Consider the following 24785-nt stretch of genomic DNA (forward strand, 5'->3'; position numbering starts at 1 on the left):
ATAATGAGGAGAAGGATAATCATAATTTTATTTTGGTTACTGCCAATTGTTTCGCGGGCACAAGACCATATTTACTCACAGTTTTACAATGCGCCAATTTACTTAAATCCGGCACTTACAGGCCAGTTTGAAGGCGACATCAGGTTTAATGCGCTTTACCGTAACCAGTGGACAGGCTTGGCCAGTGATTATTCATACATGTCTGCTTCCGGAGATCTTAACCTGAGTAGCCTAAACAGTGGTGTTGGAATTATTTTTAACCGCAGCAGCGAAGGAACCGCCTACCTGGTGAAGAACAACATTGCCTTAAGCTATTCCTATATCATCGGAGGAGACGATTTTGCCCTATCATTTGGACTACAGGCAGGCATTACCAACCAAAAGCTAAATTGGGATAAACTCGTGTTTGGCGATCAGATAGATGTCATTGGCTATATTCCGGGCAGTATTTCGGGTGCAGAAAGGCCAAGTGTAGATAGCCGATATTATTTCGATTCAAACGCGGGCGCCAATCTCGTGGTCGGAAAATTCATGATGGGATTAGCCATGCATCACCTTAATCGTCCGGATGAATCTTTATCTGGTTTTCAGGCTAAGTTACCCATGCGCATATCGGGTAATTTAAGTTACAAATTAACCTTGGTGCCGGATGAGTACGACCGGGATGGAAATTACCTTATCCCATCTATTATTGCTTATAAACAAGGTAACATTAAATCGTTTAGCGCGGGCATGCAATATAAGTATGCAAGTATAAATGCAGGCATCTGGTACCGCAATGATGGCAGTTCGAACGGAAATGATGCAATTGTATTTTCGGTAATCTTCGATATTTTTAACCGCAGAACCAATGGTGAAAAATTCAGGTTAGGCATCAGCCACGATGCTACAACTTCAAAAATTAATTATAGCAATACAGGGGGAACATCCGAAATTGGTGTAGGTTACGAAAAATATTTTCCAAATAGTTCAAACGGTGGCCGCGCAAACGGACTGAGATGTTATGATTTTTATTAATTTGCCGTTGATAACAAAAGGCGATGAATGAAATTATAGATCAAAACCATTTCATTACCCAAAGTGAAATCAATAAATTTTTATTGGCAACTCTACTTTGCGGTATAATTGGAGCAGAACGCGAATACAGAAGTAAGTCTGCCGGATTAAAAACCATGATGATGATTGGTTTAGGCGCAACCCTTTTTACTATTTTATCCATCAAAATAGGCCCTACCAGCCAAGATAGGATTGCTTCGAATATTGTTACAGGCATTGGCTTTCTTGGTGCTGGCGTAATTTTTAAGGAAGAAAACCGCGTTAAAGGCCTTACCACAGCCTGTATCATCTGGATTGTGGCCGCCATTGGCATGGCAGTAGGTTCTGGTTATTATGAACAAGCCATTGGTGTTACCGCCGTGGTGATGCTGGCTTTGATCATCTTCCCTTTTTTAGAAGAAATTGGCGACCGGCGCTTTACCAAAAGGATTTACCGTATTGTTAAAAAACAACATACACACGGCGATTTAGAAAGTTACGAAGAAGTTTTTAGGGAAAGCAAACTGAAACCCCAACGTGGCAAGCATCAGCTGGTAAACAATATTATTACCGGAAACTGGACGGCTACCGGCACACCGCAAAACCACCAGAAATTTGTAGAGCGAATGCTTAAAGATGAAGATATTATTGAGTTTGATTTTTAAGTGAATCAAACAGCTCTACCCTTTGGGTTTGCAGCCCTAGTTTTCTCATCAACCACCATCGTGTTCGACAGTCAATCGTGCCATGGATCACAGGGATTACCAACTGCACTGATTGCATTAAAGGGATAGTTGAAGTCCATTTTTGGCGCGTTGGGATTAGATTGCACTAATATAACATTTTCGTTTTTCAGCCTAAAATAAATTTAGCCGAAATCATAAACAATCATAGCTTTGTATAACTAACTTTCATCATGATCAAGGAACAAATCTCGGTTTTCGATATTTTTAAAATTGGTATCGGACCATCCAGTTCGCATACTTTAGGCCCGTGGCGGGCTGCCCAGCAATTTACAGCTTCCCTTACACAGCACAACCTGATTAACAATGTTGAAGGCATCAAAATATTGCTGTATGGTTCTTTGGCTAAAACAGGCAAAGGTCATGGAACCGATGTTGCCATTTTATTGGGTTTAACAGGCGCAGATCCGGTAACTTTTGATGTGGATGCCGTTACCCCTACCTTCGAAAGTATACAAAGAGATAAAAAATTAAATCTTGCTGATCAATTAATTATTGATTTTGATTACGATAACGATCTGCTTTTTCTCTTTGCCGAAAGTTTACCCTTTCACCCCAATGCGGTTACTTTTCAGGCGTTTTTAACAGATGGAAAAGCTTTTTCAGAAACCTATTACTCCATTGGGGGTGGTTTTGTGGTAAAAGAAGGCGAAGACAATAGCAAAAAAGTCCAGGTAGACCTTCCCTTTCCTGTAGATAAAGCAAAAGATCTTTTACATTGGTGTTTATCTACTGGTTTAAAGGTGAGCGAAATTGTGATGGAAAATGAACTGGCCTGGCGTACCGAAACGGAGACAAAAAAAGGCATTTTACAGCACTTTGCCGTAATGCGCGACTGTATTTATCGTGGATGCCATACCACAGGATTTTTACCGGGAGGCTTAAACGTAGCCAGACGGGCATTTCCACTAAATAAGCGATTAATTGGCAAAAATGAATATTCAGATTATACAGGCTGGGTAACAGCCATCAGAAAAGGCGGAAACGGCTTTAATTATATTTTAGATTGGGTAAGCTGTTTTGCATTAGCCGTTAATGAAGAAAATGCTTCGTTTGGCCGTGTAGTAACCGCTCCTACCAATGGTGCCGCGGGTGTAATCCCTGCGGTATTACAATATTTTATCACCTTTTGTGATGGTTATAGCGAAGAAAAAATCATCCAGTTTGTTGCCTGTGCTTCAGAAATTGGTAGTATTTTTAAAAAAGGGGCAACAATTTCAGCCGCCATGGGTGGATGTCAGGCCGAAATCGGCGTTTCTTCCGCCATGGCTGCGGCAGCCCTAACCGAGTGTTTAGGCGGTTCGCAACGTCAGGTCTTAATGGCTGCAGAAATTGCGATGGAACATCACCTGGGCTTAACCTGCGATCCGATTGGAGGTCTGGTACAGATTCCTTGCATCGAAAGAAATACCATGGGAGCCATTAAAGCAATTACCGCCAGCCAATTGGCACTACAAAGTAATCCTGACAAGGCAAAGGTAAGTTTAGATGCCGTAGTAAACACCATGTGGGAAACGGCCTTAGATATGAATGCGAAATACAAAGAAACCTCTGATGGCGGGCTGGCAACGAACATCCCAATCAGTTTACCTGAATGTTAATTCAACATTGTTGCAATAAAATGACCGATGTTATTGATTTATTACAAAAACTCTTGGTACTAAATCGACAACTATTTTTACATTCGCTCAATTATTAATTATTCATAAAAAATGATCAACTACACCAAAATCAGTGTGATTGGTTTGGCTTTGTCGTTATCTATATCGGCGACTTATGCGCAAGACAATCTCGTTAATTCGTTAAAAAACAACCAAAGTGAAAACAGTGCAGCTTCTTTTAAATTTACAGAAGTAATTAACCTGGCCAATACCCCGGTTCAAAATCAGGGGTCTTCAGGTACTTGCTGGAGCTATTCTACCAACTCTTTTTTAGAATCAGAAATGATCAAAGCAGGCAAGCAGCCTGTAACCCTATCTCCGCTTTTTTCGGCCCGTAATGCTTATGTAGAAAAAGGTAAAAATTACGTGCGCATGCATGGTGCGGTTTCATTAGGAGATGGTGGCGCTTTGCACGATGTAATCAACATGTACAGAAAATATGGTGCAGTTCCACAAGAGGTATACACCGGGTTAAACTATGGTACTAAAATCAATAAAACTGCAGAACTTGGCGATATTGAAAAAGGTGTTTTAGAAGCTGTCGTAAAAAATGCAAACGGCGAGTTGACACCAAACTGGTTAAAAGCTTATACAAGTGTAATTGATGCTTATTTAGGCGCTGTGCCAGAAAACTTTACTTATAACGGCAAAAAGTACACCCCAAAAACTTTCGCTCAGGAAGTGGTGGGCTTAAATCCAGATAACTATGTAGAACTTTCATCGTTCAATGACCATCCTTTTTATAGCAAATTTACCCTATTGGTTCCTGATAACTGGTCTTTCGATCAGGTTTATAATGTAAAAGTGAATGAGCTAACAGACATTATTGATAACGCTTTGAAAGGTGGTTATACAGTAGCCTGGGCTACAGATGTTAGCGAAAAAAACTTCAGCTGGAAAAATGGTGTAGCCTTTGTACCGCAAACGCCTTTCGCTGAAATGACTGCAAAACAAAAAGCAGACATGTTTAATGGTCCGCAACCGGAGATGGAAATTACGCAGGAAAACCGTCAGCTTGCTTTCGATAACTATCAAACAACTGATGATCATGGTATGCACATTGTTGGCTTAGCTAAAGATCAGACCGGAAAAGAATATTATATCGTTAAAAACTCCTGGGGGGCCAGCAACGATTACAAAGGATATTTATACGTAACTAAAAACTATGTGAAATATAAAACAACAGCAATTTTATTAAACAAAGCAGGTGTGCCATCTGCAATTGCCAAGAAATTAGCTTTGTAATTAAACTTAAACTATTAGAGAAGCCGCTGGAGAAATCTTGCGGCTTCTTTTGTTAACCACAGAGCTCACCGAGTTTTACACAGAGAGAAACACAAAGAAGCGAATAGAAAGCGATTAGTGAGCAAGGCAAGTTGCGCTAGAGCTTTAGTCATCTCAACTGTAGCGCAGCAAAATAAAGAGATCTATAAGTGAAAATACTCCGTGCTAATCTATGTTTCCGTGGCAAGCCTTCGACTCTGCTACCATTGACGTTATTTTTTAATTACCTATTAATGAGCAGAATGCGGCATCATGCATTTCCGTATAGCTAGGCCATAGCACCGTATCACCGTTCTACTTAAAACCGGCCTAATAAATTTTTCGGACTGCACTGTTCTAGCCATAACACTGGCTTTGAAAGAAAAATTTTCAGCCGGCATTTTTTGTTACTTTTTGATGCCAAAAAGTAAGAGCCCTTCGGCGGCGGTGAGCCGAGGCAAGAATTGTGCGAAGGAAAAAACGTCAATCATATTGATTTTTATATCATAAATTATCCCTCAGACTGACAAAAATGATAATCTGTGCGCTCTGTGTTTTTCTCTTTAGCCTCTGTGGTAAAAACCGGCATAAGTTAAACCACGCCCAAATAATTCAGCACCATCCACCATAAACCCGTGGTAATAAAGGAAAGCAATATGCCGATCCCTACTACTAAATTGGAAAGTTTTGGATTTAGGTTATACTGATCGGCTACCACCCCTGCGGTTAACAATGTTGGCATGGCCATCTCGAAAATGGTTATTCTGGTAATGGTGCCGCTCATTCCTAAAATTATCGCAACCAGCATCACCACCAAAGGGGCTAAAATGAGTTTATATAATAAAGCAAAACTAATATGTTTCCATTCACTAAACCAACCTCCAAACTTTAACTGTAAACCTATTGAAAATAAAGCCAGCGGGCCAACTGTAGCTGCTAGTTTTTCGAATAATGGATCTAATGACGTAATATCTATGAAACCCGGCAGCGTTAGCGCCAGCACACAGCCAATAAGCGGCGGAAAGGTTGATACCTTTTTCAATACCATTTTTGCACTTAATTCTTGATTTTGTGACGACCGGATGGCTACAATAATGCCGATGGTAGATAGCAGCGTAAAAGTAACCTGATCGCAGATAATGGCGATACCCAATTCCTTTTCACTAAAATAGGCTACAATTAAAGGGAAACCCACAAATGAAGTATTGCTTAAAGAACTGGTTAATTTTAAACCTCCGGAGCTTGCTTTGCTGATGTTCCGGATGTGGCTGTAAACGGTGATGAATAACCATCCGAATAGCCAGATACAAACCGGAGCCAAAGCTGGAAAAAGCAGGTCCTTAGTCCAGGCAATGTGTGGCAGGTATTTGAATGAAACTGCTGGCAGCGCAACGTAAATAATCCAGGCATTGATGCCTTTGTGTGCATCTTTGGGCAACGATTTACCTTTTCTGAAAAGAATGCCCGCCAAAATGCATAAACCGATAAGAATAAAATTTGCCATTTAATAGCGCAAAGATAATCTATAAAAGAAAAACGCCAATAAGAACAGTCTTATGGCGTTTTAGATACTTTAAACTGAGGGTTTCGGCTTTTTCTTTTTGTGCCAAACCTTTTTCTTTCCTTTATGCGGCGCCTTTTTTTCCTCTACATGTGTAATTTCCATAGCAGCTATACTTTCTGGCAGTGGCATACGCGGAACCGCTTTCTCAATTAACTTTTCGATATTATCAAACTTGCGCTTGTCCCTTCCGTTAACCAACGTAATGGCTGTACCTTTCGTTGCCGCTCTTGCGGTACGGCCTATGCGGTGTACGTAATCTGCAGGATCTCCAGGAACATCATAATTGATCACCAGATCGATTCCCTCTACATCAATACCGCGCGACAATACATCCGTTCCGATCAAAATAGGCAATCTACGGTTTTTAAAGGCCAGGAGAATATCTTCGCGTTCTTTTTGCCCCAAATCGGAGTGAAAAGCTTCAGCCTTAATGCCTAAACCCTTAAAAGCCTTATACAAGGCCTTTACCTTTTCTTTTGTGGAGGCGAAAATAATACTGCTCTTGTATTGGTCGCTTTTGAAAATTTCCGTTAATAAAGCCTGTTTTTGCTGATCATGAATGTTATAGGCTTGTTGGTCAATCCCTTCAGCAGGTTTAGCAATTGAAATGGTAATCTGTTTCGGTTCGTGCAATATCTTGCCTGCCATGGTCCTTATCTTCGGTGCCATGGTAGCGGAGAACAAAAGCGTTTGCCTTTTCTTGGGCAGATAGCTAATGATGCGGATAATATCATCGTAAAAGCCCATATCCAACATCCTATCTGCTTCATCCAAAATCAAATGCTGTAAATGTTCCAGTTTTAATACACCTGAAGATAGATGTGCCATTAACCTACCCGGAGTGGCAATAATAATATCTACACCTTCGCGCATCGAGCGTTTTTGCTGTTCATAAGCAATACCATCTCCTCCACCATAAACCGCCAATGAACTGATATTGGTAAAATAGGCCAAGGCTTCTACCTGTAAATCAATTTGTTGCGCAAGTTCCCTGGTTGGCGCCAAAATTAAGGTATTGTTGTGTCTAACAGCAGCTTTACTGATTTTATCCATTACGGGCAAGAGGTAGCTGGCCGTTTTTCCTGTACCCGTTTGCGCGCAGGCAATCAGATCATGATGATCTAAAATTACGGGAATGGCCTGTTCTTGTATTGGAGTAGCGCTTTTATACCCCATGGCCATTAAGCCTTCGTATAAATCGGGGTTGAAATTAAAGTCGTTAAAATTCAATCTATTGTGTTTATGTCTTTTAGCAAAAGTACCTTAAAATACCGCCAATAACAAACCTACATTTAATTTCTGCTTTCTTAATTACAACCAGGCATGATCTGGTAATTTCTTATCTCTGTTTCAGCAAACAAAATAGCCCCAACTGCGCTAAACAATCGGGGCCTGAAATTATAATAGACGAAACTTAGTCTACCAGAATATCTTTCTCTGGTGTATTCGTTTCGGGGTTTTTAGGTAGGGTAACCTTTAAAATTCCATCAGTGTAACCGGCCGAGATATTTTCGACCAAAACTTTTCCGTTTAAGCTGAAAGCCCTTTCGAAAGTGCCGTTGCTATATTCTCTACGACTATACTTTTTACTGGAATCAGCATCTTCTTTAGGTTGGTAAGAAATGGTCAATATGTCATCCTTGGTTACTACCTTTAAGTTTTCTTTTACCAAAGCAGGCGCAAAAAGCTCAATAATAAAGCTACTTTCGGTTTCTTCTATATTGGCAGGCACCTTTCTAAAGCCCTGATCAAACATGCTATGTTTGTGATGACCAAATGGACCACCAAAGTGTCCGCTAAACCTGCCAGCTCCCCGGCCAAAACGGCCATGCATCTTGCCTGAATGGCATCTATGTTCGTTGTACATTTTATTTATTTTATTGTTTATTATTCTGTTAATTCGTCGGCCTGAGCCAATCTTAATGGTAGGCTATCTGTTCGGTTTTCGGGATATCCAACAACTGTGTAATGATATTTGCATAGGGATAAGAGGGTGAGAAAACGGCATAATCAAATTTCAAACCCCTTAACTGAACCAAAATGTCGTCAATAAATTTCATCGGTTCCAGCAATGCACTGATCAATCCTGATTTGGGTTTTTCTTCATTAAAAGTCCGCCCTGCACGAAAAATATTCAGCTCCCGATTATAAGCCTTAAAGTCTGCGCCGATTTGTTCTATAGGTTCCTTAAATTCATCTGAACTGAAGAAAGTGACTTGCTCTCCCTTAGTAATCATTTCATTTGCCATACCCAAAATCGGACTAACATCGGCTTGAGATGGATCGCTTAAAAAAAGTATTTTTGACATCAGCTTATCTATCTAAATTGTTTGTACTATCTGTCGGGACGATGGTATCGGCCATTGGCATGCGATGATGGCTGAAGCTATGCTTGCTGTGTTGCCCGTGATTACAATCCCCATGGTAATGCCTGTTTTTAAAATCTAACCGATCTCCGTATCCATATTGAACAGCCAGAGCATTTAAGCTGTAAAAAGTTGCTGCGGCAACAGCCAATGCCAGTAATATTCTAAATGTTCTCATGGCGGTTAATCATTTATGTTAATGTGGTTAACGATTCCGTTACCTTGTACATTTGGCCTGTACCATTGGTTATCGATTGGCACAATCGGACTGTAATGATTCTCGAAACCGTTATATCGGCTGTGGAAATAATGACGTCCTCTACGGGTAAATGTCCTGAACATTAAACCGATCAGCATAATAGCCAATATAAATTTAAACACAAATGGCGTGAAGAAAGCAACTGCTCCAAGTACTATCCCGAATCCTATCGTTTTTAATATTTTTTTCATCTGTTGTATATGTTTTTATTTGTGATCAAGCTATCATGATTTTTCTGGTTATTTTGGCTTTTGAAAATCATGATGGTTTCGTTTCCTTATCTTTTATAAGCATCTTAAGCCACTCACTATAAGTTATTTAAACTAACGTCGATGTTATTTTTGTTATTTATATAAGAAGACGGACTTGGTTTATTTTTACTTTAAATTATTTTGATTTTTTTATCTTCCAGGGTTTTTGTCATTCTGAACGCAGTGAAGAATCTTTTAATAGATCAACTCCTCGGTCGGTGAGGCACTAACTGATAGAATAAATGCAAGCGCTTTAAGGTTCCCGCCTGCGCAGGAATGACGACTGTGCCAATGGATTCTGTCCGTGGTATCGGCGTCAAACGGTCTTTTAGCAGATGCTATTTCGGTTGTTGAGGCACCGACTGATAAAAAAAGCCGTCATTGCGAGGCACGAAGCAGTCTTAATGCACTGGCAAATACCGATGGTTTTAGGATTGCTTCGTCGTTCCTCCTCTCAATGACGACCATTCTTATAAGATCTGTTAATACCTTCCATAAAGATAATAAAACAAAAAGCCCCGAATTTATTTCGAGGCTTTCAAACTATTCTTTATTGCGGTGGTGGCCCCATCCGCCACATCTCCGCTTATACTCATCTTTAAATTTTGCCCGTTCCTCTTCGTTCATCGAATCCCATTTAGCACGCATCTTTTGCGCACGCTCACGGAAGCCGCCTCCCCGGTGTCCCCCTTTATTAAAATTTCCGAACAGTATTCTGCAAAGCACAAGCAAACCGAGGGCCTGCCAATAACTCAATCGTCCCGTGTGGGCAACTTCCGGCAAAATCGAGTTCCACAAATACATAACTACATAACCCAGAATAGCTGCAATAAGCACCGCTACAGGGAAAAAGAACATGAATTTCTTACCACGATTAAAATTTCTATTCATCATGTCTGTAAATTTAATAGTTAATAAACTCCTGATACAAATTTTGTAAACGGTTACGCAGGTGTTTTACCGCATAACCTTTTCTTGATATTAATGTTTTGATGTTTTCGCCGCTTTCATCGGCCAGTTCCTGAAAAGTACGTTCCTCCAATTCATTCTGAACAAATACATAGCGCTGATTTTCGGGTAATTCTTGCAGAGCCAAAAACAATTGGTCCCAGAACAGCTTCTTTAAACTTTCTTCCTCCGGCGAGTAAGCCTCCGCCAGTAAAATTTCTTTAAAATTAATTTCGCCGTCTTCGCCTTCAAAGCTGAAGTCTTCTAATGATTCTTCCTTTTGCTTGCGGTATTTATCGGTAATCTTATTTCTCGCTACCCGATACAGCCAACCGCTAATCTGCTCAATGGCTCCAGCTTCTGGCTGATTGCTGAGTTGAAACCAAACATCCTGTAAAATATCTTCTGCATCCTCATCCGTATTCACCCGGCCGCGGATAAAACTAAATAAGCGCTTACCATAATTGGCAACCGTTGAAATGATATTTTGAGGTTCGTTTGTTGGCACTAAATTTCGCTTGATAATCCAGTAAACGGATGAAACTCAATATTACTTTAAATTTTCTTTATTTTTTCAAGCGTGGTATCGGAGCTGCTTATACTTGAAAAGATTAAGATGTACATACGCACAAGGATTAGATTTATTGTTTTTTTGGAAATGAAAGGATGATGTTCTTGGCTGACTGCAGCCCCGCTTTTGGTACAAGTCCCGATGAAAAATCGGGAACTTTCCCCGCCAATCGGGTTTAGGCACAAAGTAGGTACGCGCTAGAACTATTAAAATCCAAAAAACCACCTGCCGTGGTCCGTATCCGTACGAAAAACCAAACTAATTTCTCGCCGTGGTCCGTGTCCCCACGGACCACAGTCCCCCTTGATTGGTCTCCACATTAGGTTAAGGCCTATAAATAAACTAATTCTTTTTCCTGTCTGCGTATCCAAATACCTTTTGCAGCAGTGTGGTGCTTCTTGAACTCAGGTTACCCCTGATTTTCAACTCTTCTTTCGCTATTTCTACAAATAAACCATCAATCGCTTTTTGCGTAACATATTCGGTTAAGTTAGTATTAACCGGCTTTACTAAGGGCAAGCGATTGTATTGCGTTGTTAAATCACTATAATATTTAGTGGCATTCGTTTTATTTAAGCTTGTAGCTACAATCGGGCTAAACTTCTGCATTAATTGAGTAGTCGTTACCCTTTTAAAATATTCGGTGGCTGCATCTTTGCTACCCAAAAGAATATTGGTTGCATCGGTTAAGGTCATCTGTTTAATGGCCGATATAAAAACAGGTTTTGCTTCGGTAGCGGCATCTTCAGCAGCACGGTTTAAACTTACAATTACATTATCACACAGTTTGTTCAAACCTATGCTACGCAATGTTCTTTCAACCTTTTGCGCTTCAGGAGGCATCAGTATTTTAACGGCAAGATTGCCTAAAAAGCCATCTTTAACCGAAAGCCTGTCTGCACCGGCAGAAACACCGATCTGTAGCGCTTCTTTAATTCCCTGTCCGATTTCGAAAGTGGATGGTGTTCCGGTAGCGGCTGTTGCGGTACCTTGCTTCCCGGTAACCTTTTTAAATATATCGCTCAGTTTAATCTGTGCGCCAGCATTTAGGCTTGTTAATAATATTAACACCAGGGCTGCAGATACAACATTAATTTTTTTCATTCATGATGAGTTTATCTTTTATGCTTAGCAAATCTTTGGCCATTAATTTCGCAGATTTTACTAAGCTTAAAAATTCTGAGCGATACCCCTCTTTGTCTTTACCTTTTGCTGTTTCTGCCAAAGCGATTACCTGCTCAAAACCAGCCTTTTGTTTGAATGCTGAACCTTTTAAAATCATACCAAATTCGGCAACTGCAGCAGCAAACCTGAAATTATCGCTTGTTGAATCAATGCCTGATGTATTGGTGGTTACTGCTTTCATCAATAACTTACTTCTACCACCAGAAGGTTCTTTATAACGAAGTTTAATGGTAAGCATTTCATTTGAGTTACGAGTGTTTGACGGCGTTATTTTTTGATATTTCAAATCGTCTACACTTGTTGTAAAGCTGTCTTTAACTCCTGTCGGAATAATTTCGTAGAGTGCAGTTACACTATGGCCTGAGCCTATTTCGCCGGCGTCCTTTTCATCGTTATTAAAATCTTCTTTAGCAAGGAGCCTGTTTTCATATCCAATTAAACGGTAAGCCTGAACCTCAGCCGGATTAAATTCAATTTGCAATTTAACATCTTTGGCTACTGTAAATAAGGTTCCGCCAAACTCATTTACCAATACTTTTCGTGCTTCAGTTAAATTATCGATGTAGGCGTAGTTACCGTTTCCTTTATCGGCAAGTATTTCCATTTTACTATCCTTATAGTTACCCATACCGTAACCCAAAACGGTTAAAAACACACCACTTTTTCTCTTGCTTTCAATCAGTTTTTCCATGTCCGAATCACTGCTTGCCCCAACATTAAAGTCACCATCGGTAGCTAAAATTACCCGGTTGTTTCCCCCTTTAATAAAGTTTTCTGATGCAATTTTATAGGCAAGCTCAATGCCCTGTCCACCGGCGGTAGAACCGCCAGCGCTTAATTTATCAAGAGCATCTTTAATCCTGATTTTTTCATTTCCATGTGTTGCAGGTAAAACCACGCCAGAATTTCCGGCATAAACCACAATTGCAACTTTATCTTTTTCTCTAAGCTGATCTGTTAGTAATTTGAATGAGGAAACCAATAAGGGCAGTTTATTAGCCGCATTCATCGAACCGGAAACATCAATCAGAAAAACTAAATTTGATGCCGGTAACTTTTCAGTCGCAACAGTTTTAGCCTGTAAACCAATTTGCACCAGTTTATGTGTGTTGTTCCAGGGCGCAGGGGCCATTTCGGTGATGATATGAACAGGATCTTTGCCTTTTGGTTGCTCATAGTCGTAATCAAAATAGTTGATCATTTCCTCAATCCTAACCGCATCCGTTTCGGGAAGGCTACCTCCGTTGATGAACCGCCTGACATTGCTATACGATGCCGCGTCAACATCAATTGAAAAGGTAGACAATGGGTCGTTTTTTGCTTTATGGAAGGTATTTTCAGCAATACCTTTATAACTTTCTTCGCTGCTGTACGCCATACCTTTTTGCCCATTCGAAACCATTACTCCCGCAACTCTTCCGGCTAAAGACTGATTGGAAAGCACAGCAACAGATGACGTCAGCATACTTTTTGGTTGCATTCCATACCCAACAACCACTATATCATTTAAAGTAGTAGTATCTGCAACCATTATGACGTTTATCGTTTTGCGTTTTCCAATTTTTGTGGTTTGGGGCTTATAACCAATATATAAAATCTTGAGCTCCGTATCTCTCTCAGTTACCTGGATGCTGTATCTGCCTTTCAAATCGGCGGTAACCACCCGTTTACTATAATTCGTAGTAATTGATGCCCCCGGTAAAACAGATGTTGCATCAGTAATTACACCGGTAATCGTTCGGCCATCAAACTGTTTGAAACTCATCAGCAAAAAAATCGCAATAAGAGAGAATAGAAGCTTTTTCATAGTCTTAATTTTTTAAGGATGATGTAGTTCTTCAGGGTTTTCCATATCGATACTCAGAAATATTTTTTATACTTGGAAGATAATTCGAAATAGCGACCATTTTTGAGGTTTATAAAAAACACAGCTGGAAATGCCCAGCACGACGATGCCAAATTAATTGCCGATTATAAAAATACGGGCAATTTGGACGCGTTGGGTACGCTTTACAATAAGTATATGCATTTAGTGTTCGGGGTTTGCCTAAACTACTTTAAAGATGAAGAGCAAAGCAAGGATGCGGTGATGCAGATTTTTGAAGAACTGGTAACAAAGTTAAAAGTACATGAAGTACAGAACTTTAAGAGCTGGCTTCATGTTTTAACGCGCAACCATTGTTTAATGGCTTTACGAAAATCGGCAAAGCAAAATAATGTTTCCATAGACGATACTTTTGTGGAAAATACTGATTTTGTGCATCTTGATATTGACAACACAAAAGAAACGCAGCTTACCATTATGGAAAAGTGTATGGAAACTTTGCCTGAAGAACAGCGAAAAAGCGTAGATTTATTTTATTTACAAGAAAAATGCTATAAAGAAGTAGCCGATATTACGGGTTACGATATGCTTAAAGTGAAGAGTTACATCCAAAATGGCAAGCGGAATTTAAAGATTTGTATAGAGAAAAACAGTAGTGAATAACGATTGGTTAGATATTGATGTACTGGAAGATTACCTGGATGGTAAACTTGATGCCAAGGCTATGCATTTTGTAGAAAAACAGGCACTGGACGATCCTTTTGTTGCCGAGGCGTTGCAAGGCCTAAAGCAATCGCCAAAACGCAAGCAAACGCTTTCTATTTTACAAAAACAACTCTATGATCGTGTATCAGAAAAACCTGTAAAGCGCAAGCTTTGGGGTATTACGACCCAAAGGTTAAGTATTGCCGCAACTGCAACTGTAGCTTTTATTGCGGTAAGTATCTTATTCTTTATGCGCGAAACCAACCGCAGGAATGCAGAGCTCGCTGCACATAAAAAGGAAGGGGTATTGGTTCACTTAGATAGTGCGACAAGTATTGCTGCTAACCAAACAAAAGCTAAAGAAGAAATCGTTACGCAAAACGCGAAAAAGTCAACCTTGATTGATACAGCGATAACAGCGGCAAAAACAGGAGATCTGGCAAAAAACACTAAAAGAAACACTATGATAGCACCTGCAGAACAGCAGGTTACCGAAATAAAAGCGGCCAAAATCGCATCTGATAATAGTCGCACAAAAGCAATGAGCCGTGTAAGCCTTAACGATTACAAATCGGGCGGAGTGATGTTAAATGAGGTTGCGTTGGCAGCAGAACCGGCAATAGGCTCGAACAAAATTGCATTTAGTGGTAATGTGGTAAACCAAAGTGACGGACAGCCTGTTCAGGGAGCAGTGGTAAAGTTAGCCGGTTCTAAAAATGTAACGGCTACTGATGCCAAAGGCTATTTTTATTTACCTGCTGACAGCAATGCTAAAGATAAAGACTTACTGATTAATGCTATCGGCTTTAAGGAATTACCTGTAGCTGGTCTGCAAGATCCTAATGCGATCCGAAATGCATTGAGTGGCGATAAATCATTGAATGAGATTGCGTTGATTACAGGTTCGAACGGACGTAAAAAAGAAAACATTGCCGCGCCAAAAATTACGTTGCGTGCAGAACAAAACCTGGATGGAAAATCGGCCGATGAGATTACGAAGCCCATTCCGGTTTCTACCGTTAACTATAACCAGTACTTAGTACACAACAATAAACTTTATAATCCTAAAGGACCGGAGCAATTTGTGATTTTGAGTTTCAAAGTTAAAAGCAACGGAAGGCCTACAAACATCACGGTCATAAAATCGCTGAATAAAAAAGCTGATGCAGAAGCTAAACGGTTGATCCAGGAAGGTCCGGATTGGGTATTGCCTAAAAAAGGTACGGATTCGGTAGAGATCAGCGTTAAGTTCTAAGTCCCTTCAACCATCGGGTACACAGAGGTAACGGAGATGGGAGTAATTACGATTAAAGCCCCTCAATTTCAGACGTTAAGCTCAATTGCCTCTTTGATAAAAATTACAACTTATGTACAAAACATCCTATTCAAAAGTAGGGAATCAAGACGAAATTCTTGAATTTATGCAACAAAATAACTTTATCACATTAATTGGTTTTGATGGCGAGTATCCGGTAGTTACGCAGGTACCGGTTCAAACCGTAAGTAATGGTGATTCGATCAAACTTACCGGCCACATCATGACCAAAACCGATCATTGTAGGGCCTTTGAGCAAAATCCAAATGTAATGGCTGTTTTTACCGGTATGCATGCTTATATCAGTGCTTCAGTTTACGAAAAACCTGCTTCAGTATCTACCTGGAATTATAAAACGGTTCAGGCCAAAGGCAAGATCAGACTCATGGATTCGGAAGAAACTTACCAGATGGTCAAAGGATTAACAGATCAGTATGAAAACCCTGAAACAAGTCCTGCTGCATTTAATAAAATGGATGAAGCATATATCCAGAAGCATTTAAAAGCAATTACAGGATTTGAAGTTTTAGTACAGCAGATCGACCATGTTTTTAAAATGAGCCAGAACCACTCAACAAAAAATCAGGAAAGTATCATAGCAAACCTGGAAAAAAGTGAAGATCTGATTGCGAAAGAAGTAGCGAAGGAAATGAAGCGGAATTTGTAATTTTTTTACCTTTTAGCGCCGGATAGCAAACCCAACTGTCATTCTGAACGCAGTGAAGAACCGTCGACACTGCGAAGCAAATCTTTTAATGAATGATAAAAGCATGGTTAAAAGATCCTTTGTTGCACTCAGTGTGACATTAGAAATTGTTCATTAATTCTATCGCAGCTAAAATAAGGAGAAACTCTGCTCTTATTCTCCTATTACCTTACGCCTTAAACTCTTTGCGAAAAACTTCGCGCACTTTGCGGTTAAACAAAAAAAGACCAAAGCTAATGCACTGGTCTCTTATGATATTGATAATTTTCTTTTTATTTTAAGTAATAAATCACGGCATAAATAATGGCTGCCAATGTAGCCGAAACCGGAATGGTTAAAATCCAGGCCCAGATTAAGTTGATGGTTACCCCCCAACGTACTGCAGAAACACTTTTTACCACACCCACTCCCACAATGGAGCCTGTAATGGTATGTGTAGTGGAAACCGGAATACCGAAATGCTCGGTGATCCCCAAAGTTACCGCACCGGCACCTTCGGCTGCGACACCTTCCAGTGCTGTTACCTTGGTAATTTTCGATCCCATCGTCTTCACGATCTTCCATCCACCGCTCATGGTACCTAATGATATTGCCGAATAACAGGCAATTGGCACCCATGCGGGCATTGCTTCGAAATCGGGAATTACTTTAGAAGCAATTAAAGCGGTCGCAATAATACCCATAACTTTTTGCGCATCGTTACCGCCATGGAAAAAACTTAGTGCTGCAGAAGATAACAATTGCAGGCGTTTAAACCATTTCTCGGCCGTTGCCGGCTTTGCATAACGACAGATGTTGATAATGATCAGTGTTAATATCACCGAAATTATCATACCGATGATTGGTGCCAAAACAATAAATGATACAATTTTAATCACATATTGCATATTTACCGCATCAAGCGGGCTTGCACCTGTAAGTAAAGCATGTGTCATTCCGGCGCCCGCAAAACCACCAATTAGGGTATGCGATGAGCTGGAAGGGATACCGTACCACCAGGTTAACAGGTTCCACATAATTGCAGCCAGTAAACCTGCAAAGATTACATGTAGTGTAATGTAGTTTTCAATAACCGTTTTAGCAACTGTATTGGCCACTTTGTGGTCGGTAAAATAAAAATAAGCAGCGAAATTGAATAACGCAGCCCATAAAACAGCCTGGAAAGGCGTAAGTACTTTTGTAGAAACAATGGTTGCAATCGAGTTGGCGGCATCGTGAAAACCGTTAATATAATCGAAAGCAATAGCCAGAATTACAACAACAACCAATAAGGTAGTTACCATGTTTGTTTTTTATTAAGCGTTTTTAACCAAGATCGTTTCAAGCACATTCGCTACATCCTCACACTTATCTGTCGCTTTTTCGATCGTTTGTAAAACCTCTTTTTGTTTAATTAATTCAATCGCATTGGTTTCGTATTCGAATAAACGTGCCACGGCTAATGTAAAAACATAATCGGCCTGGTTTTCGCCACTGTTAATGCGGATACAGGCATCAGCAATTACACGAATGTTTTTAAAACTGCGCAACTCTTTAATGGCTTTATCAATATCGGTACACATTTCTACCAAAAGCTCGGCAATTTTAACAATCGGCTCATTAATGGCAATCATGTTATACATCTGCATGCGGTTTGCAGTACCATAAATATAGTCGGCAACATCATCTACGGCAGTAGCCAATGCATGAATATCTTCTCTATCAAATGGTGTAATAAAGTTCCTGCTCAGTTCAAGAAAAATGGAATGGGTAATATCATCACCTACATGCTCTAAGCGTTCAATTTCTTTAAAAATTGTTTTTCTGCTTTCCGCATCACCCGTGCTAACCATTTCTAAAAGGGTTTCAGCAATCTTTAATGCATTGCTACCAGCTTGTTCGAAAAGCGGATGAAACTTTTTGTCCTGAGGTGTAAAGAACTTAAAAATATTGTTCATGTTAATTTTTAATATGTTGCAAAGCTACAAGCCCAATGTTAAGTTAATGTTAATTTATTAATTATATTAACGAATTACAACATTGTTCCTGCCGAGGCAGCTTGTTTGTGTAGCTTTTAACTCGCTGATCATGAATAATTAAACAACATTTAAGCCATCAGCAAGCTATTACATGCGCATTTTGCCCCTCTATCAGCAGTTTATCGAAATAAAAAGAATGTTAAAATCTACCCTCCCTTTTGTAAGGTAAAAGCAAAGGTGGTTCCAATACCTGGCGTACTTCTCACCGAAATAGTTTGCTGGTGCGCTTCCAAAATATGTTTTACGATAGCCAGACCTAAACCGGTACCGCCAACTTCTCTCGCCCGGTGGGTATCAATGCGGTAAAAACGTTCAAACAGGCGCGAGAGGTGTTTTTCTTCTATACCAATCCCATTATCGGTTACTTCGATCAAAACCTGGTCATGCAGCTCGAAAATTTTAATGGCGGTTTCACCTCCATCAATACCATATTTGATGCTATTGACCATTAAGTTAATCAATACCTGCCTGATCTTCTCGCGATCAGCAGAAACCGGTGTGATGGCAGTATACTTTTCTTTAAAAAACAGTTTAATTTTTTTTGCTTTGGCACGGTCTTCAAGGTTTTCCATTACCTCTTTCGCCAGTTGTACAAAATCGAATTTTTGGAAGTTAATTGGCGACTCTCCCGTTTCCAGCTTTGAAATAACATCCAGATCATTAATCAGATAACTCAATCTTTCTACATTGTTCTCTGCTTTCTTCAGAAATAAAACGGCCTGATCGGGATCATCTACAAGGCAATCCTGTAAAGTTTCGATATAACCTTGAATTGCAAAAAGCGGGGTTTTAAACTCATGCGAAACATTTGAAAGAAACTCTCTTCTAAACTGCTCTTGTTTTTTTAATAAATCGATTTCTTTTTTCTTTGCGCCTGCCCATTCCTTTACTTCCTGCTCTACATCATTAATCGGATCGGAACTCACATATTCCCCAAGCGCATCTTTTAAATCTTTGCCCAGTTTAAGGTTATGGATCAGTTTGTAGATGAGTTTAATTTTGGTGTAAATGTATTTCTCCAGCAGATAATAAAAAACCAAAAAACTACACAAAAACGATACGCCAAAAGAAATGGCCATATAATACAGGCTATGCTGAAAGTAAAAATTAACCATTCCTATAGAAAGGCCTACAGCAAGCGCAGTAAATAAAACCAGCACACTTAATTTCATGCGGCAATTTAAAGCTTTTTATGTTAAATGTGTGTTAAGAGACAGAGGCTATTCATTCATTTTACGGGATTCTAAAAACACAATAGGCTGTACCATAAGTTGTGATTCCTTTAGACTTGGTACTTTGAGCTTGTGGAAACGCTTTTGCAAGATATTTAAACAGTTTCTTCGACAGGCTATCATTGACAGACTCCCTAAAAAAATCGTTATTGCGGAGAGGTTTATTCCCATTAATGCTAATGTCATTAATATTTTTATACAATAACTTATTCCTCTGGATGACAATCTATATCTATGACACAGCATCATTAAAACGCAAAAAGCTTTCCCTTTTGAGGAAAGCTTTGTAAAATATGGATAAGTATTACCTATTTCTTAGTCGAGTCGGTTTTAGCCGGAGTTGAAGTTGCCGGTTGAGTGCTGTTTAAATTGCCACCGATTGGAGAAGGTGATGGTGTTTTATCTAAACGCTCCTGAATAGCTGAGTTTCCTACGGCAGCACTGCCACCGCTGGTTTTGGCTATTGTAGTAACGGCCAGGGTTAACACCACAATCAGGGTTAACAGTACCCACGATCCTTTTTCTAAAACATCGCCAGTACGTTGTACACCAAACATGTTACTGGTGCCGCCGCCTGTAGCTAAACCGCCACCTTTAGGATTTTGTACCAAAACAAATAAGCCTAAGGCTACACACGCAATAATTAATAAAATGATTAAAAAGGTTACCATGGTAATATTATATTTTAAAATTTCTTTTCTATAGATTGGATAAGGTCGGCAAAGTAACGGCTTTTTTCCGGATATTTCAAACTTAATTTTTTATAAGTATCTATGGCTTTGTGATAAAGCATTTGCTCGATATAAATTTTAGCTAAAGTCTCTGAAACAAGGTCATAATTGTCCTCTGCACTTTTCTTGGCCTTATTTTCATTATCAATCTGTTCGGGCTTAGGCGGCTTGATGGTTGGATCTTCTTTTAAGAATTTCTCGATAATTTTGGCGCCCTTTGCATCTTTAATTTCAGCAGCAGGATATTCAGCCAAATGATCGGCTACCTCAAAGGGGGTTTGAATATGAAAAATGTGCTCTACATACTGTTGCTGGAATTCAGCACCTCCCTGATTTGGCTTATTTTGCGGCTGCGGTTTGTTATTATTATGAGTAGCATTAGGGTGTGCATAAGGCTGAAAAATCTGCTCATGCTCTTTACGGGTTTTAGCCAACCACCATAAAAAAGTATATGGAAGCTTATCATCATTATACTGAGAAACAAAATTCCTTTCCGGCTCATCTGGTACTACCGTTTCAATTTCCGGCGCAGCGCCGACTACATCGGTACTTAATTTCTGCTCAAAGGCAAAAAAATCAATAGCCGACACACTTTCGATAAAAGAATCGTTATCTGATGGCAAATCCATCAAATGCCTGTGCGTACCTGGCAGGTTGTCCGGTGTTTCTATATTTACCTCCTGATTTGCAACTAATATGCTATCAGTAAATTCAGTTGCCTGCGTTAAAACTTCCTGCTCATCTTGCTTAGGTTCGGTAACCGGAACATCAATATCAGCTTTCTCTTCCAGTCCTGCCTCTTCAACCGGAACCATATTAAGTACATGAAACAATACATGTCCCTGACCATATAATGCGGCCTTTGGAATAAATGAGGCATTGGCCTTGGCTAAAAGTAAATGAATGGGTTGTGCATATGGAAATTGCCGAACCATCTCCTGTAACATGGATGCATGCTCTGGCCTAACCTTTCCAGGTTGCGCAATTAAATCTGCCAGTAGCCTTTTGTTATCCATTATCGGGGTTTGCCGCTAAGTTAAAAAAATGTAAACGGGTTTTGAAAAATTTGTCTTTTCAAGTGCTGCTTTATTTACCATTGTGCAAATGCACGGTTAAAAATATCTTCTGATAATTGTTTGTTGATATTTTCGATAGCTCCTGGCAATAAGGTTTGGATGGGTGCCCCGTTAACCGGAAAATCAAAATATTTGGTAAAGCTCTCTTCAAAACTCTCTTTTTCGTGCTCTTTTATATTATTCTTATATTTTACAGAAACGGTAATGGTTAATCTGTTTGCACCTGCAGTAGGCGTGGCACTATTTTGAAGTGCAACCGGTTTAATATCATAACCTGTTATCCTGCCTTCAAAGGATGCGTCTCCCTCACCTGTCGGAGAAATAATCAGTTTGGTCTGGTTACGGATCCGGCTTTTTAACGATTCCGTAATCTGGTTACTTAAAGTTGGCACCACTAAAGGCGCATTATTTTCAAACACCCGAACAACCACCGTTTTTAATCCTGTTGTAGATGCTCCGCTGAATTTATAAGAGCACGCGCTAAAAACCGACGTAAGCAGGATTAAAGCAAATATTTTAATTTTCATCATTACCGAAAAAGTTGTCTGTTTTTTTGAGAAACGTGCTTTAGAGGAAACTTACACAAGCGATTAATTACAGGTTTAATTCCTTGATCTTCCTATACAAGGTCCGTTCTGAAATACCCAATTCCTGTGCAGCAAACTTACGTTTACCCTTATGTTTTTTTAACGCTTTTTTAATCAGGTCTGATTCTTTATCCACCAGCGACAAAGACTCTTCTACCTCCTCGGCGTCGTGTGCAAAATAATCAGCGTTATTATTGTTGTTTACGTTGCTATTGCCTGGTGCAGGATGCTGAATGGTAAAGGCATGCTCTTGTCCGACAGGCAATTCTACATCACGGTACAGCTGATTGATATACTGCGGGTTATCTGCCAAAACCGATGCAGTGTTTCCTCCATGCTGAATAATTTCGGCAACCAGTTTTTTAAGCTCAACCATATCCTTTTTCATATCAAAAAGAACCTTATACAGAATATCTCTTTCTGTAAAATCTTCTTTGGATTGCGAATTGATTGCCATTGGCAAATTACTGCCGGCTTCGTTCGGGATATAGTTCAAAATGGCCTGGCCACTTACATTCCGATCTTTTTCTAACACACAGATCTGCTCAGCAATGTTCTTTAACTGACGGACATTACCAGGCCAGCTGTAATTAGTTAAGACCTGAATGGCATCCGGCTCCAGGTGTAATGCCGGGCTACGGTATTTATCGCTAAAATCAGCCGCAAATTTTCTGAATAATAAGTAAATATCTTCCTTACGTTCCTGCAAAGCCGGTATGCGCAATGGAACTGTATTTAACCTGTAATATAAATCCTCACGGAACTTTCCATTTTTAACGCGGTTGTATACATCCACATTAGTGGCAGCGATGATGCGAACATCTGTTTTCTGCACTTTAGAAGAACCTACCCGTAAGTATTCGCCGCTTTCTAAAATACGCAATAAACGGGCCTGTGTACCTAAAGGCAGCTCCGCAACCTCGTCTAAAAAGATGGTTCCGCCATTGGCCACCTCAAAATATCCTTTACGGGCTTCATGCGCACCGGTAAACGATCCTTTTTCATGACCAAAAAGTTCAGAATCTATTGTGCCCTCGGGAATGGCACCGCAGTTTACCGCGATAAAAGTACCATGCTTACGCGCACTCATTTGATGGATAATCTGCGAGAACACCTCTTTACCGCTACCACTTTCGCCGGTAATTAACACCGACATATCAGTTGGTGCTACCTGGCTTGCTATATCTATGGCACGGTTTAATAATGGCGAGTTACCAATAATACCGAAACGCTGCTTAATATTTTGTGTATCCATTCTTTAGATTTGAGTATTGAGATATAAGATATGAGACCTTACGCCCTTCTTCCTTCTACCCTCAACCTTTTTAAACTATTTTACCAATTAACGTAGCAGATGTACATTTTTCGATATATACATTTGCATACTCACCTGGTTTAACGCCTTCAATGGCAGGAAAAATGGCCATTGCTCCGCTATCGCCCCTTCCGCAATAATCCAGATCAGATTTTTTTGAAGTTCCTTCAATCAAAACCCGAATGGTTTTCCCTACCCATTCTTGCAAACGCATTAATGAATGTGCCTGTTGTTTGGCTAAAATTTCGGCCAGACGGCGTTTTTTCACTTCTTCCGGAATATCATCTTCCAGTTTACGGGCGGCTAAAGTCCCCGGTCTTTCAGAGTAGGTGAAATTATAAGCAAAATCATATTGTACATAATCCATCATGCTAAGGGTTTCCTGGTGCTCTTCTTCCGTCTCTGTACAAAAACCGGCAATGATATCAGTAGAAATTGCACAACCCGGAATAATGTTGCGGATGGCATCAATACGATTGATATACCATTCGCGGGTATAAGTTCTGTTCATGAGTTCCAAAATGCGGGTATTTCCCGATTGAACAGGCAAGTGGATATAGTTACAGATATTATCGTATTTGGCAATGGTATATAAAACCTCATCGGTAATATCTTTTGGATGTGAAGTAGAGAAACGCACCCTTAAATCCGGACTAACCAATGCGGTTTGCTCTAAAAGCTGTGCAAAATTAACCGTTTCAGTGCCATCTTCCGACGTCCAGGTATAAGAATCTACATTTTGGCCTAAAAGCGTAACCTCCCGGTAACCTGCCTCAAATAAGGCCTTTGCTTCTTCTACAATAGAATGCGCATCACGGCTACGTTCGCGGCCACGGGTAAAAGGCACTACGCAGAAAGAACACATATTATTACAACCACGGGTAATGGAAATAAAAGCGGTTATTCCGTTGCTGTTTAACCGAACCGGACTGATATCAGCATAAGTTTCTTCACGCGATAATAAAACGTTTACAGCTTTGTGCCCGCTTTCTACCTGCTCAATTAAGTTAGGCAGATCGCGGTAAGCATCTGGCCCAACCACTACATCAACCAAACGTTCTTCTTCCAGAAATTTAGATTTCAAACGCTCGGCCATGCAGCCCAAAACCCCAACAATTAATTTGGGGTTACGTCGTTTTTCAACACCGAATTGAGATAGCCGGTTTCTGACCCTGGTTTCTGCATTTTCGCGAATAGAGCATGTATTGATGAAAATTACATCAGCCTGGTGATAATCCCCTGTAGTTTCAAATCCAGTTTCCGATAAAATAGAGGCCACGATTTCGCTATCAGCAAAATTCATGGCACAACCGTAACTTTCGATATATAATTTACGGGCATCAGCTTTAACCGGTGTATCTAAAATTAAAGCTTCACCTTGTCTGGCTTCATCATGCGTTTTATCCTGTACTTGTAAATCAATCATTAT

The 24785-nt window shown here is 40.0% G+C and carries 25 protein-coding genes; 7 read left to right on the plus strand and 18 right to left on the minus strand.

The features are described 5' to 3' along the window. The first annotated feature begins 3 nt into the window (after nt 1-3). The 4 genes from DV942_RS12555 to DV942_RS12570 all read left to right on the plus strand — a co-directional run bounded on the left by DV942_RS12555 (nt 4) and on the right by DV942_RS12570 (nt 4684). Complete coding sequence (locus DV942_RS12555; protein WP_186462303.1) at nt 4-1017, plus strand: PorP/SprF family type IX secretion system membrane protein; 1014 nt, start codon at nt 4-6, stop codon at nt 1015-1017. Between the two features lie 23 nt (nt 1018-1040). Further along, nucleotides 1041-1700, plus strand: coding sequence for an MgtC/SapB family protein (locus DV942_RS12560; RefSeq protein ID WP_090983549.1), 660 nt, complete (start codon nt 1041-1043; stop codon nt 1698-1700). Nucleotides 1701-1951: 251 nt separating this feature from the next. Beyond that, on the plus strand, nt 1952-3379 hold the full coding sequence (locus DV942_RS12565; RefSeq protein ID WP_145857951.1) for an L-serine ammonia-lyase: 1428 nt from the start codon (nt 1952-1954) through the stop codon (nt 3377-3379). Nucleotides 3380-3490: 111 nt separating this feature from the next. Next, entirely contained in the window at nt 3491-4684 is a 1194-nt protein-coding gene (locus DV942_RS12570) for a C1 family peptidase (protein ID WP_145857953.1), read from the plus strand. Nucleotides 4685-5294: 610 nt separating this feature from the next. Here the strand turns inward: DV942_RS12570 and DV942_RS12575 are convergent. From DV942_RS12575 to DV942_RS12620, 10 genes are all read right to left on the minus strand, one after another. Then, a complete protein-coding gene (locus DV942_RS12575) occupies nt 5295-6206 on the minus strand; it encodes an AEC family transporter (RefSeq protein ID WP_145857955.1) in 912 nt (303 codons plus the stop codon). Nucleotides 6207-6275: 69 nt separating this feature from the next. After that, nucleotides 6276-7496, minus strand: a complete 1221-nt coding sequence (locus DV942_RS12580) for a DEAD/DEAH box helicase (protein WP_145857957.1) — start codon at nt 7494-7496, stop codon at nt 6276-6278. Nucleotides 7497-7680: 184 nt separating this feature from the next. After that, on the minus strand, nt 7681-8133 hold the full coding sequence (locus tag DV942_RS12585) for an Hsp20/alpha crystallin family protein (RefSeq protein ID WP_134204407.1): 453 nt from the start codon (nt 8131-8133) through the stop codon (nt 7681-7683). Nucleotides 8134-8185: 52 nt separating this feature from the next. Beyond that, the gene (locus DV942_RS12590; RefSeq protein WP_134204409.1) at nt 8186-8575 is read right to left on the minus strand and encodes a glycosyltransferase; all 390 of its coding nucleotides are present in this window, start codon (nt 8573-8575) and stop codon (nt 8186-8188) included. 4 nt (nt 8576-8579) lie between these two features. Continuing rightward, nucleotides 8580-8810 (minus strand): hypothetical protein, encoded by a 231-nt coding sequence (locus tag DV942_RS12595; RefSeq protein WP_145857960.1) that lies wholly within the window; start codon nt 8808-8810, stop codon nt 8580-8582. A gap of 5 nt (nt 8811-8815) precedes the next feature. After that, entirely contained in the window at nt 8816-9082 is a 267-nt protein-coding gene (locus tag DV942_RS12600) for a hypothetical protein (protein WP_145857962.1), read from the minus strand. A gap of 603 nt (nt 9083-9685) precedes the next feature. After that, a complete protein-coding gene (locus tag DV942_RS12605) occupies nt 9686-10036 on the minus strand; it encodes an HMG-box domain-containing protein (protein WP_208864378.1) in 351 nt (116 codons plus the stop codon). 10 nt (nt 10037-10046) lie between these two features. Then, nucleotides 10047-10598 carry an RNA polymerase sigma factor gene (locus DV942_RS12610; protein ID WP_090983535.1) on the minus strand — a complete coding sequence of 184 codons (552 nt, stop codon included), beginning with the start codon at nt 10596-10598 and terminating at the stop codon, nt 10047-10049. Between the two features lie 405 nt (nt 10599-11003). Next, on the minus strand, nt 11004-11765 hold the full coding sequence (locus DV942_RS12615) for a DUF4197 domain-containing protein (protein WP_145857965.1): 762 nt from the start codon (nt 11763-11765) through the stop codon (nt 11004-11006). Continuing rightward, complete coding sequence (locus tag DV942_RS12620) at nt 11752-13653, minus strand: vWA domain-containing protein (RefSeq protein WP_145857967.1); 1902 nt, start codon at nt 13651-13653, stop codon at nt 11752-11754. The genes DV942_RS12615 and DV942_RS12620 overlap by 14 nt, the downstream gene beginning before the upstream one ends. A gap of 102 nt (nt 13654-13755) precedes the next feature. Between DV942_RS12620 and DV942_RS12625 the strand changes: the two genes are divergently transcribed. The 3 genes from DV942_RS12625 (at nt 13756) to DV942_RS12635 (ending at nt 16358) form a co-directional block, all read left to right on the plus strand. After that, a complete protein-coding gene (locus DV942_RS12625; RefSeq protein WP_145857969.1) occupies nt 13756-14334 on the plus strand; it encodes an RNA polymerase sigma factor in 579 nt (192 codons plus the stop codon). Next, entirely contained in the window at nt 14327-15631 is a 1305-nt protein-coding gene (locus DV942_RS12630) for a carboxypeptidase-like regulatory domain-containing protein (RefSeq protein ID WP_145857971.1), read from the plus strand. The genes DV942_RS12625 and DV942_RS12630 overlap by 8 nt, the downstream gene beginning before the upstream one ends. 112 nt (nt 15632-15743) lie before the next feature. Then, entirely contained in the window at nt 15744-16358 is a 615-nt protein-coding gene (locus DV942_RS12635) for an FMN-binding negative transcriptional regulator (protein WP_145857973.1), read from the plus strand. A 311-nt stretch (nt 16359-16669) separates the two neighbouring features. On the opposite strand, the gene DV942_RS12640 is transcribed toward DV942_RS12635, so the two are convergent. The 8 genes from DV942_RS12640 to miaB form a co-directional block, all read right to left on the minus strand. Beyond that, nucleotides 16670-17680 (minus strand): inorganic phosphate transporter, encoded by a 1011-nt coding sequence (locus DV942_RS12640; protein WP_090983523.1) that lies wholly within the window; start codon nt 17678-17680, stop codon nt 16670-16672. A 12-nt stretch (nt 17681-17692) separates the two neighbouring features. Next, nucleotides 17693-18334, minus strand: coding sequence for a DUF47 domain-containing protein (locus tag DV942_RS12645; RefSeq protein ID WP_186462304.1), 642 nt, complete (start codon nt 18332-18334; stop codon nt 17693-17695). A 227-nt stretch (nt 18335-18561) separates the two neighbouring features. Next, entirely contained in the window at nt 18562-19587 is a 1026-nt protein-coding gene (locus DV942_RS12650) for a sensor histidine kinase (protein WP_090983518.1), read from the minus strand. Between the two features lie 368 nt (nt 19588-19955). After that, the gene (gene secG, locus DV942_RS12655; protein ID WP_090983516.1) at nt 19956-20318 is read right to left on the minus strand and encodes a preprotein translocase subunit SecG; all 363 of its coding nucleotides are present in this window, start codon (nt 20316-20318) and stop codon (nt 19956-19958) included. Between the two features lie 14 nt (nt 20319-20332). Then, complete coding sequence (locus tag DV942_RS12660; protein ID WP_145857975.1) at nt 20333-21394, minus strand: hypothetical protein; 1062 nt, start codon at nt 21392-21394, stop codon at nt 20333-20335. A 74-nt stretch (nt 21395-21468) separates the two neighbouring features. Continuing rightward, nucleotides 21469-21984: an LptE family protein gene (locus DV942_RS12665; RefSeq protein WP_317614800.1), complete on the minus strand. Its 516-nt coding sequence runs from the start codon at nt 21982-21984 to the stop codon at nt 21469-21471. Between the two features lie 64 nt (nt 21985-22048). Then, the gene (locus DV942_RS12670; RefSeq protein ID WP_090983511.1) at nt 22049-23296 is read right to left on the minus strand and encodes a sigma 54-interacting transcriptional regulator; all 1248 of its coding nucleotides are present in this window, start codon (nt 23294-23296) and stop codon (nt 22049-22051) included. A gap of 70 nt (nt 23297-23366) precedes the next feature. Then, on the minus strand, nt 23367-24782 hold the full coding sequence (miaB, locus tag DV942_RS12675) for a tRNA (N6-isopentenyl adenosine(37)-C2)-methylthiotransferase MiaB (protein WP_145857977.1): 1416 nt from the start codon (nt 24780-24782) through the stop codon (nt 23367-23369). Between the last annotated feature and the right edge of the window lie 3 nt (nt 24783-24785).

Source organism: Pedobacter suwonensis (genome assembly GCF_007833675.1).
Taxonomy (GTDB): domain Bacteria; phylum Bacteroidota; class Bacteroidia; order Sphingobacteriales; family Sphingobacteriaceae; genus Pedobacter; species Pedobacter suwonensis.

What these genes read in the sequence shown, in the direction of transcription:
- DV942_RS12635 (WP_145857973.1), top strand. Translation starts at nt 15,744, where the DNA reads ATGTACAAAACATCCTATTCAAAAGTAGGGAATCAAGACGAAATTCTT.
- secG (WP_090983516.1), bottom strand. Translation starts at nt 20,318, where the DNA reads ATGGTAACCTTTTTAATCATTTTATTAATTATTGCGTGTGTAGCCTTA.
- miaB (WP_145857977.1), bottom strand. Translation starts at nt 24,782, where the DNA reads ATGATTGATTTACAAGTACAGGATAAAACGCATGATGAAGCCAGACAA.
- DV942_RS12645 (WP_186462304.1), bottom strand. Translation starts at nt 18,334, where the DNA reads ATGAACAATATTTTTAAGTTCTTTACACCTCAGGACAAAAAGTTTCAT.
- DV942_RS12660 (WP_145857975.1), bottom strand. Translation starts at nt 21,394, where the DNA reads ATGGATAACAAAAGGCTACTGGCAGATTTAATTGCGCAACCTGGAAAG.
- DV942_RS12600 (WP_145857962.1), bottom strand. Translation starts at nt 9,082, where the DNA reads ATGAAAAAAATATTAAAAACGATAGGATTCGGGATAGTACTTGGAGCA.
- DV942_RS12565 (WP_145857951.1), top strand. Translation starts at nt 1,952, where the DNA reads ATGATCAAGGAACAAATCTCGGTTTTCGATATTTTTAAAATTGGTATC.
- DV942_RS12590 (WP_134204409.1), bottom strand. Translation starts at nt 8,575, where the DNA reads ATGTCAAAAATACTTTTTTTAAGCGATCCATCTCAAGCCGATGTTAGT.
- DV942_RS12670 (WP_090983511.1), bottom strand. Translation starts at nt 23,296, where the DNA reads ATGGATACACAAAATATTAAGCAGCGTTTCGGTATTATTGGTAACTCG.
- DV942_RS12605 (WP_208864378.1), bottom strand. Translation starts at nt 10,036, where the DNA reads ATGATGAATAGAAATTTTAATCGTGGTAAGAAATTCATGTTCTTTTTC.
- DV942_RS12620 (WP_145857967.1), bottom strand. Translation starts at nt 13,653, where the DNA reads ATGAAAAAGCTTCTATTCTCTCTTATTGCGATTTTTTTGCTGATGAGT.
- DV942_RS12615 (WP_145857965.1), bottom strand. Translation starts at nt 11,765, where the DNA reads ATGAAAAAAATTAATGTTGTATCTGCAGCCCTGGTGTTAATATTATTA.
- DV942_RS12555 (WP_186462303.1), top strand. Translation starts at nt 4, where the DNA reads ATGAGGAGAAGGATAATCATAATTTTATTTTGGTTACTGCCAATTGTT.
- DV942_RS12665 (WP_317614800.1), bottom strand. Translation starts at nt 21,984, where the DNA reads ATGATGAAAATTAAAATATTTGCTTTAATCCTGCTTACGTCGGTTTTT.
- DV942_RS12575 (WP_145857955.1), bottom strand. Translation starts at nt 6,206, where the DNA reads ATGGCAAATTTTATTCTTATCGGTTTATGCATTTTGGCGGGCATTCTT.
- DV942_RS12560 (WP_090983549.1), top strand. Translation starts at nt 1,041, where the DNA reads ATGAATGAAATTATAGATCAAAACCATTTCATTACCCAAAGTGAAATC.
- DV942_RS12585 (WP_134204407.1), bottom strand. Translation starts at nt 8,133, where the DNA reads ATGTACAACGAACATAGATGCCATTCAGGCAAGATGCATGGCCGTTTT.
- DV942_RS12640 (WP_090983523.1), bottom strand. Translation starts at nt 17,680, where the DNA reads ATGGTAACTACCTTATTGGTTGTTGTTGTAATTCTGGCTATTGCTTTC.
- DV942_RS12650 (WP_090983518.1), bottom strand. Translation starts at nt 19,587, where the DNA reads ATGAAATTAAGTGTGCTGGTTTTATTTACTGCGCTTGCTGTAGGCCTT.
- DV942_RS12570 (WP_145857953.1), top strand. Translation starts at nt 3,491, where the DNA reads ATGATCAACTACACCAAAATCAGTGTGATTGGTTTGGCTTTGTCGTTA.
- DV942_RS12595 (WP_145857960.1), bottom strand. Translation starts at nt 8,810, where the DNA reads ATGAGAACATTTAGAATATTACTGGCATTGGCTGTTGCCGCAGCAACT.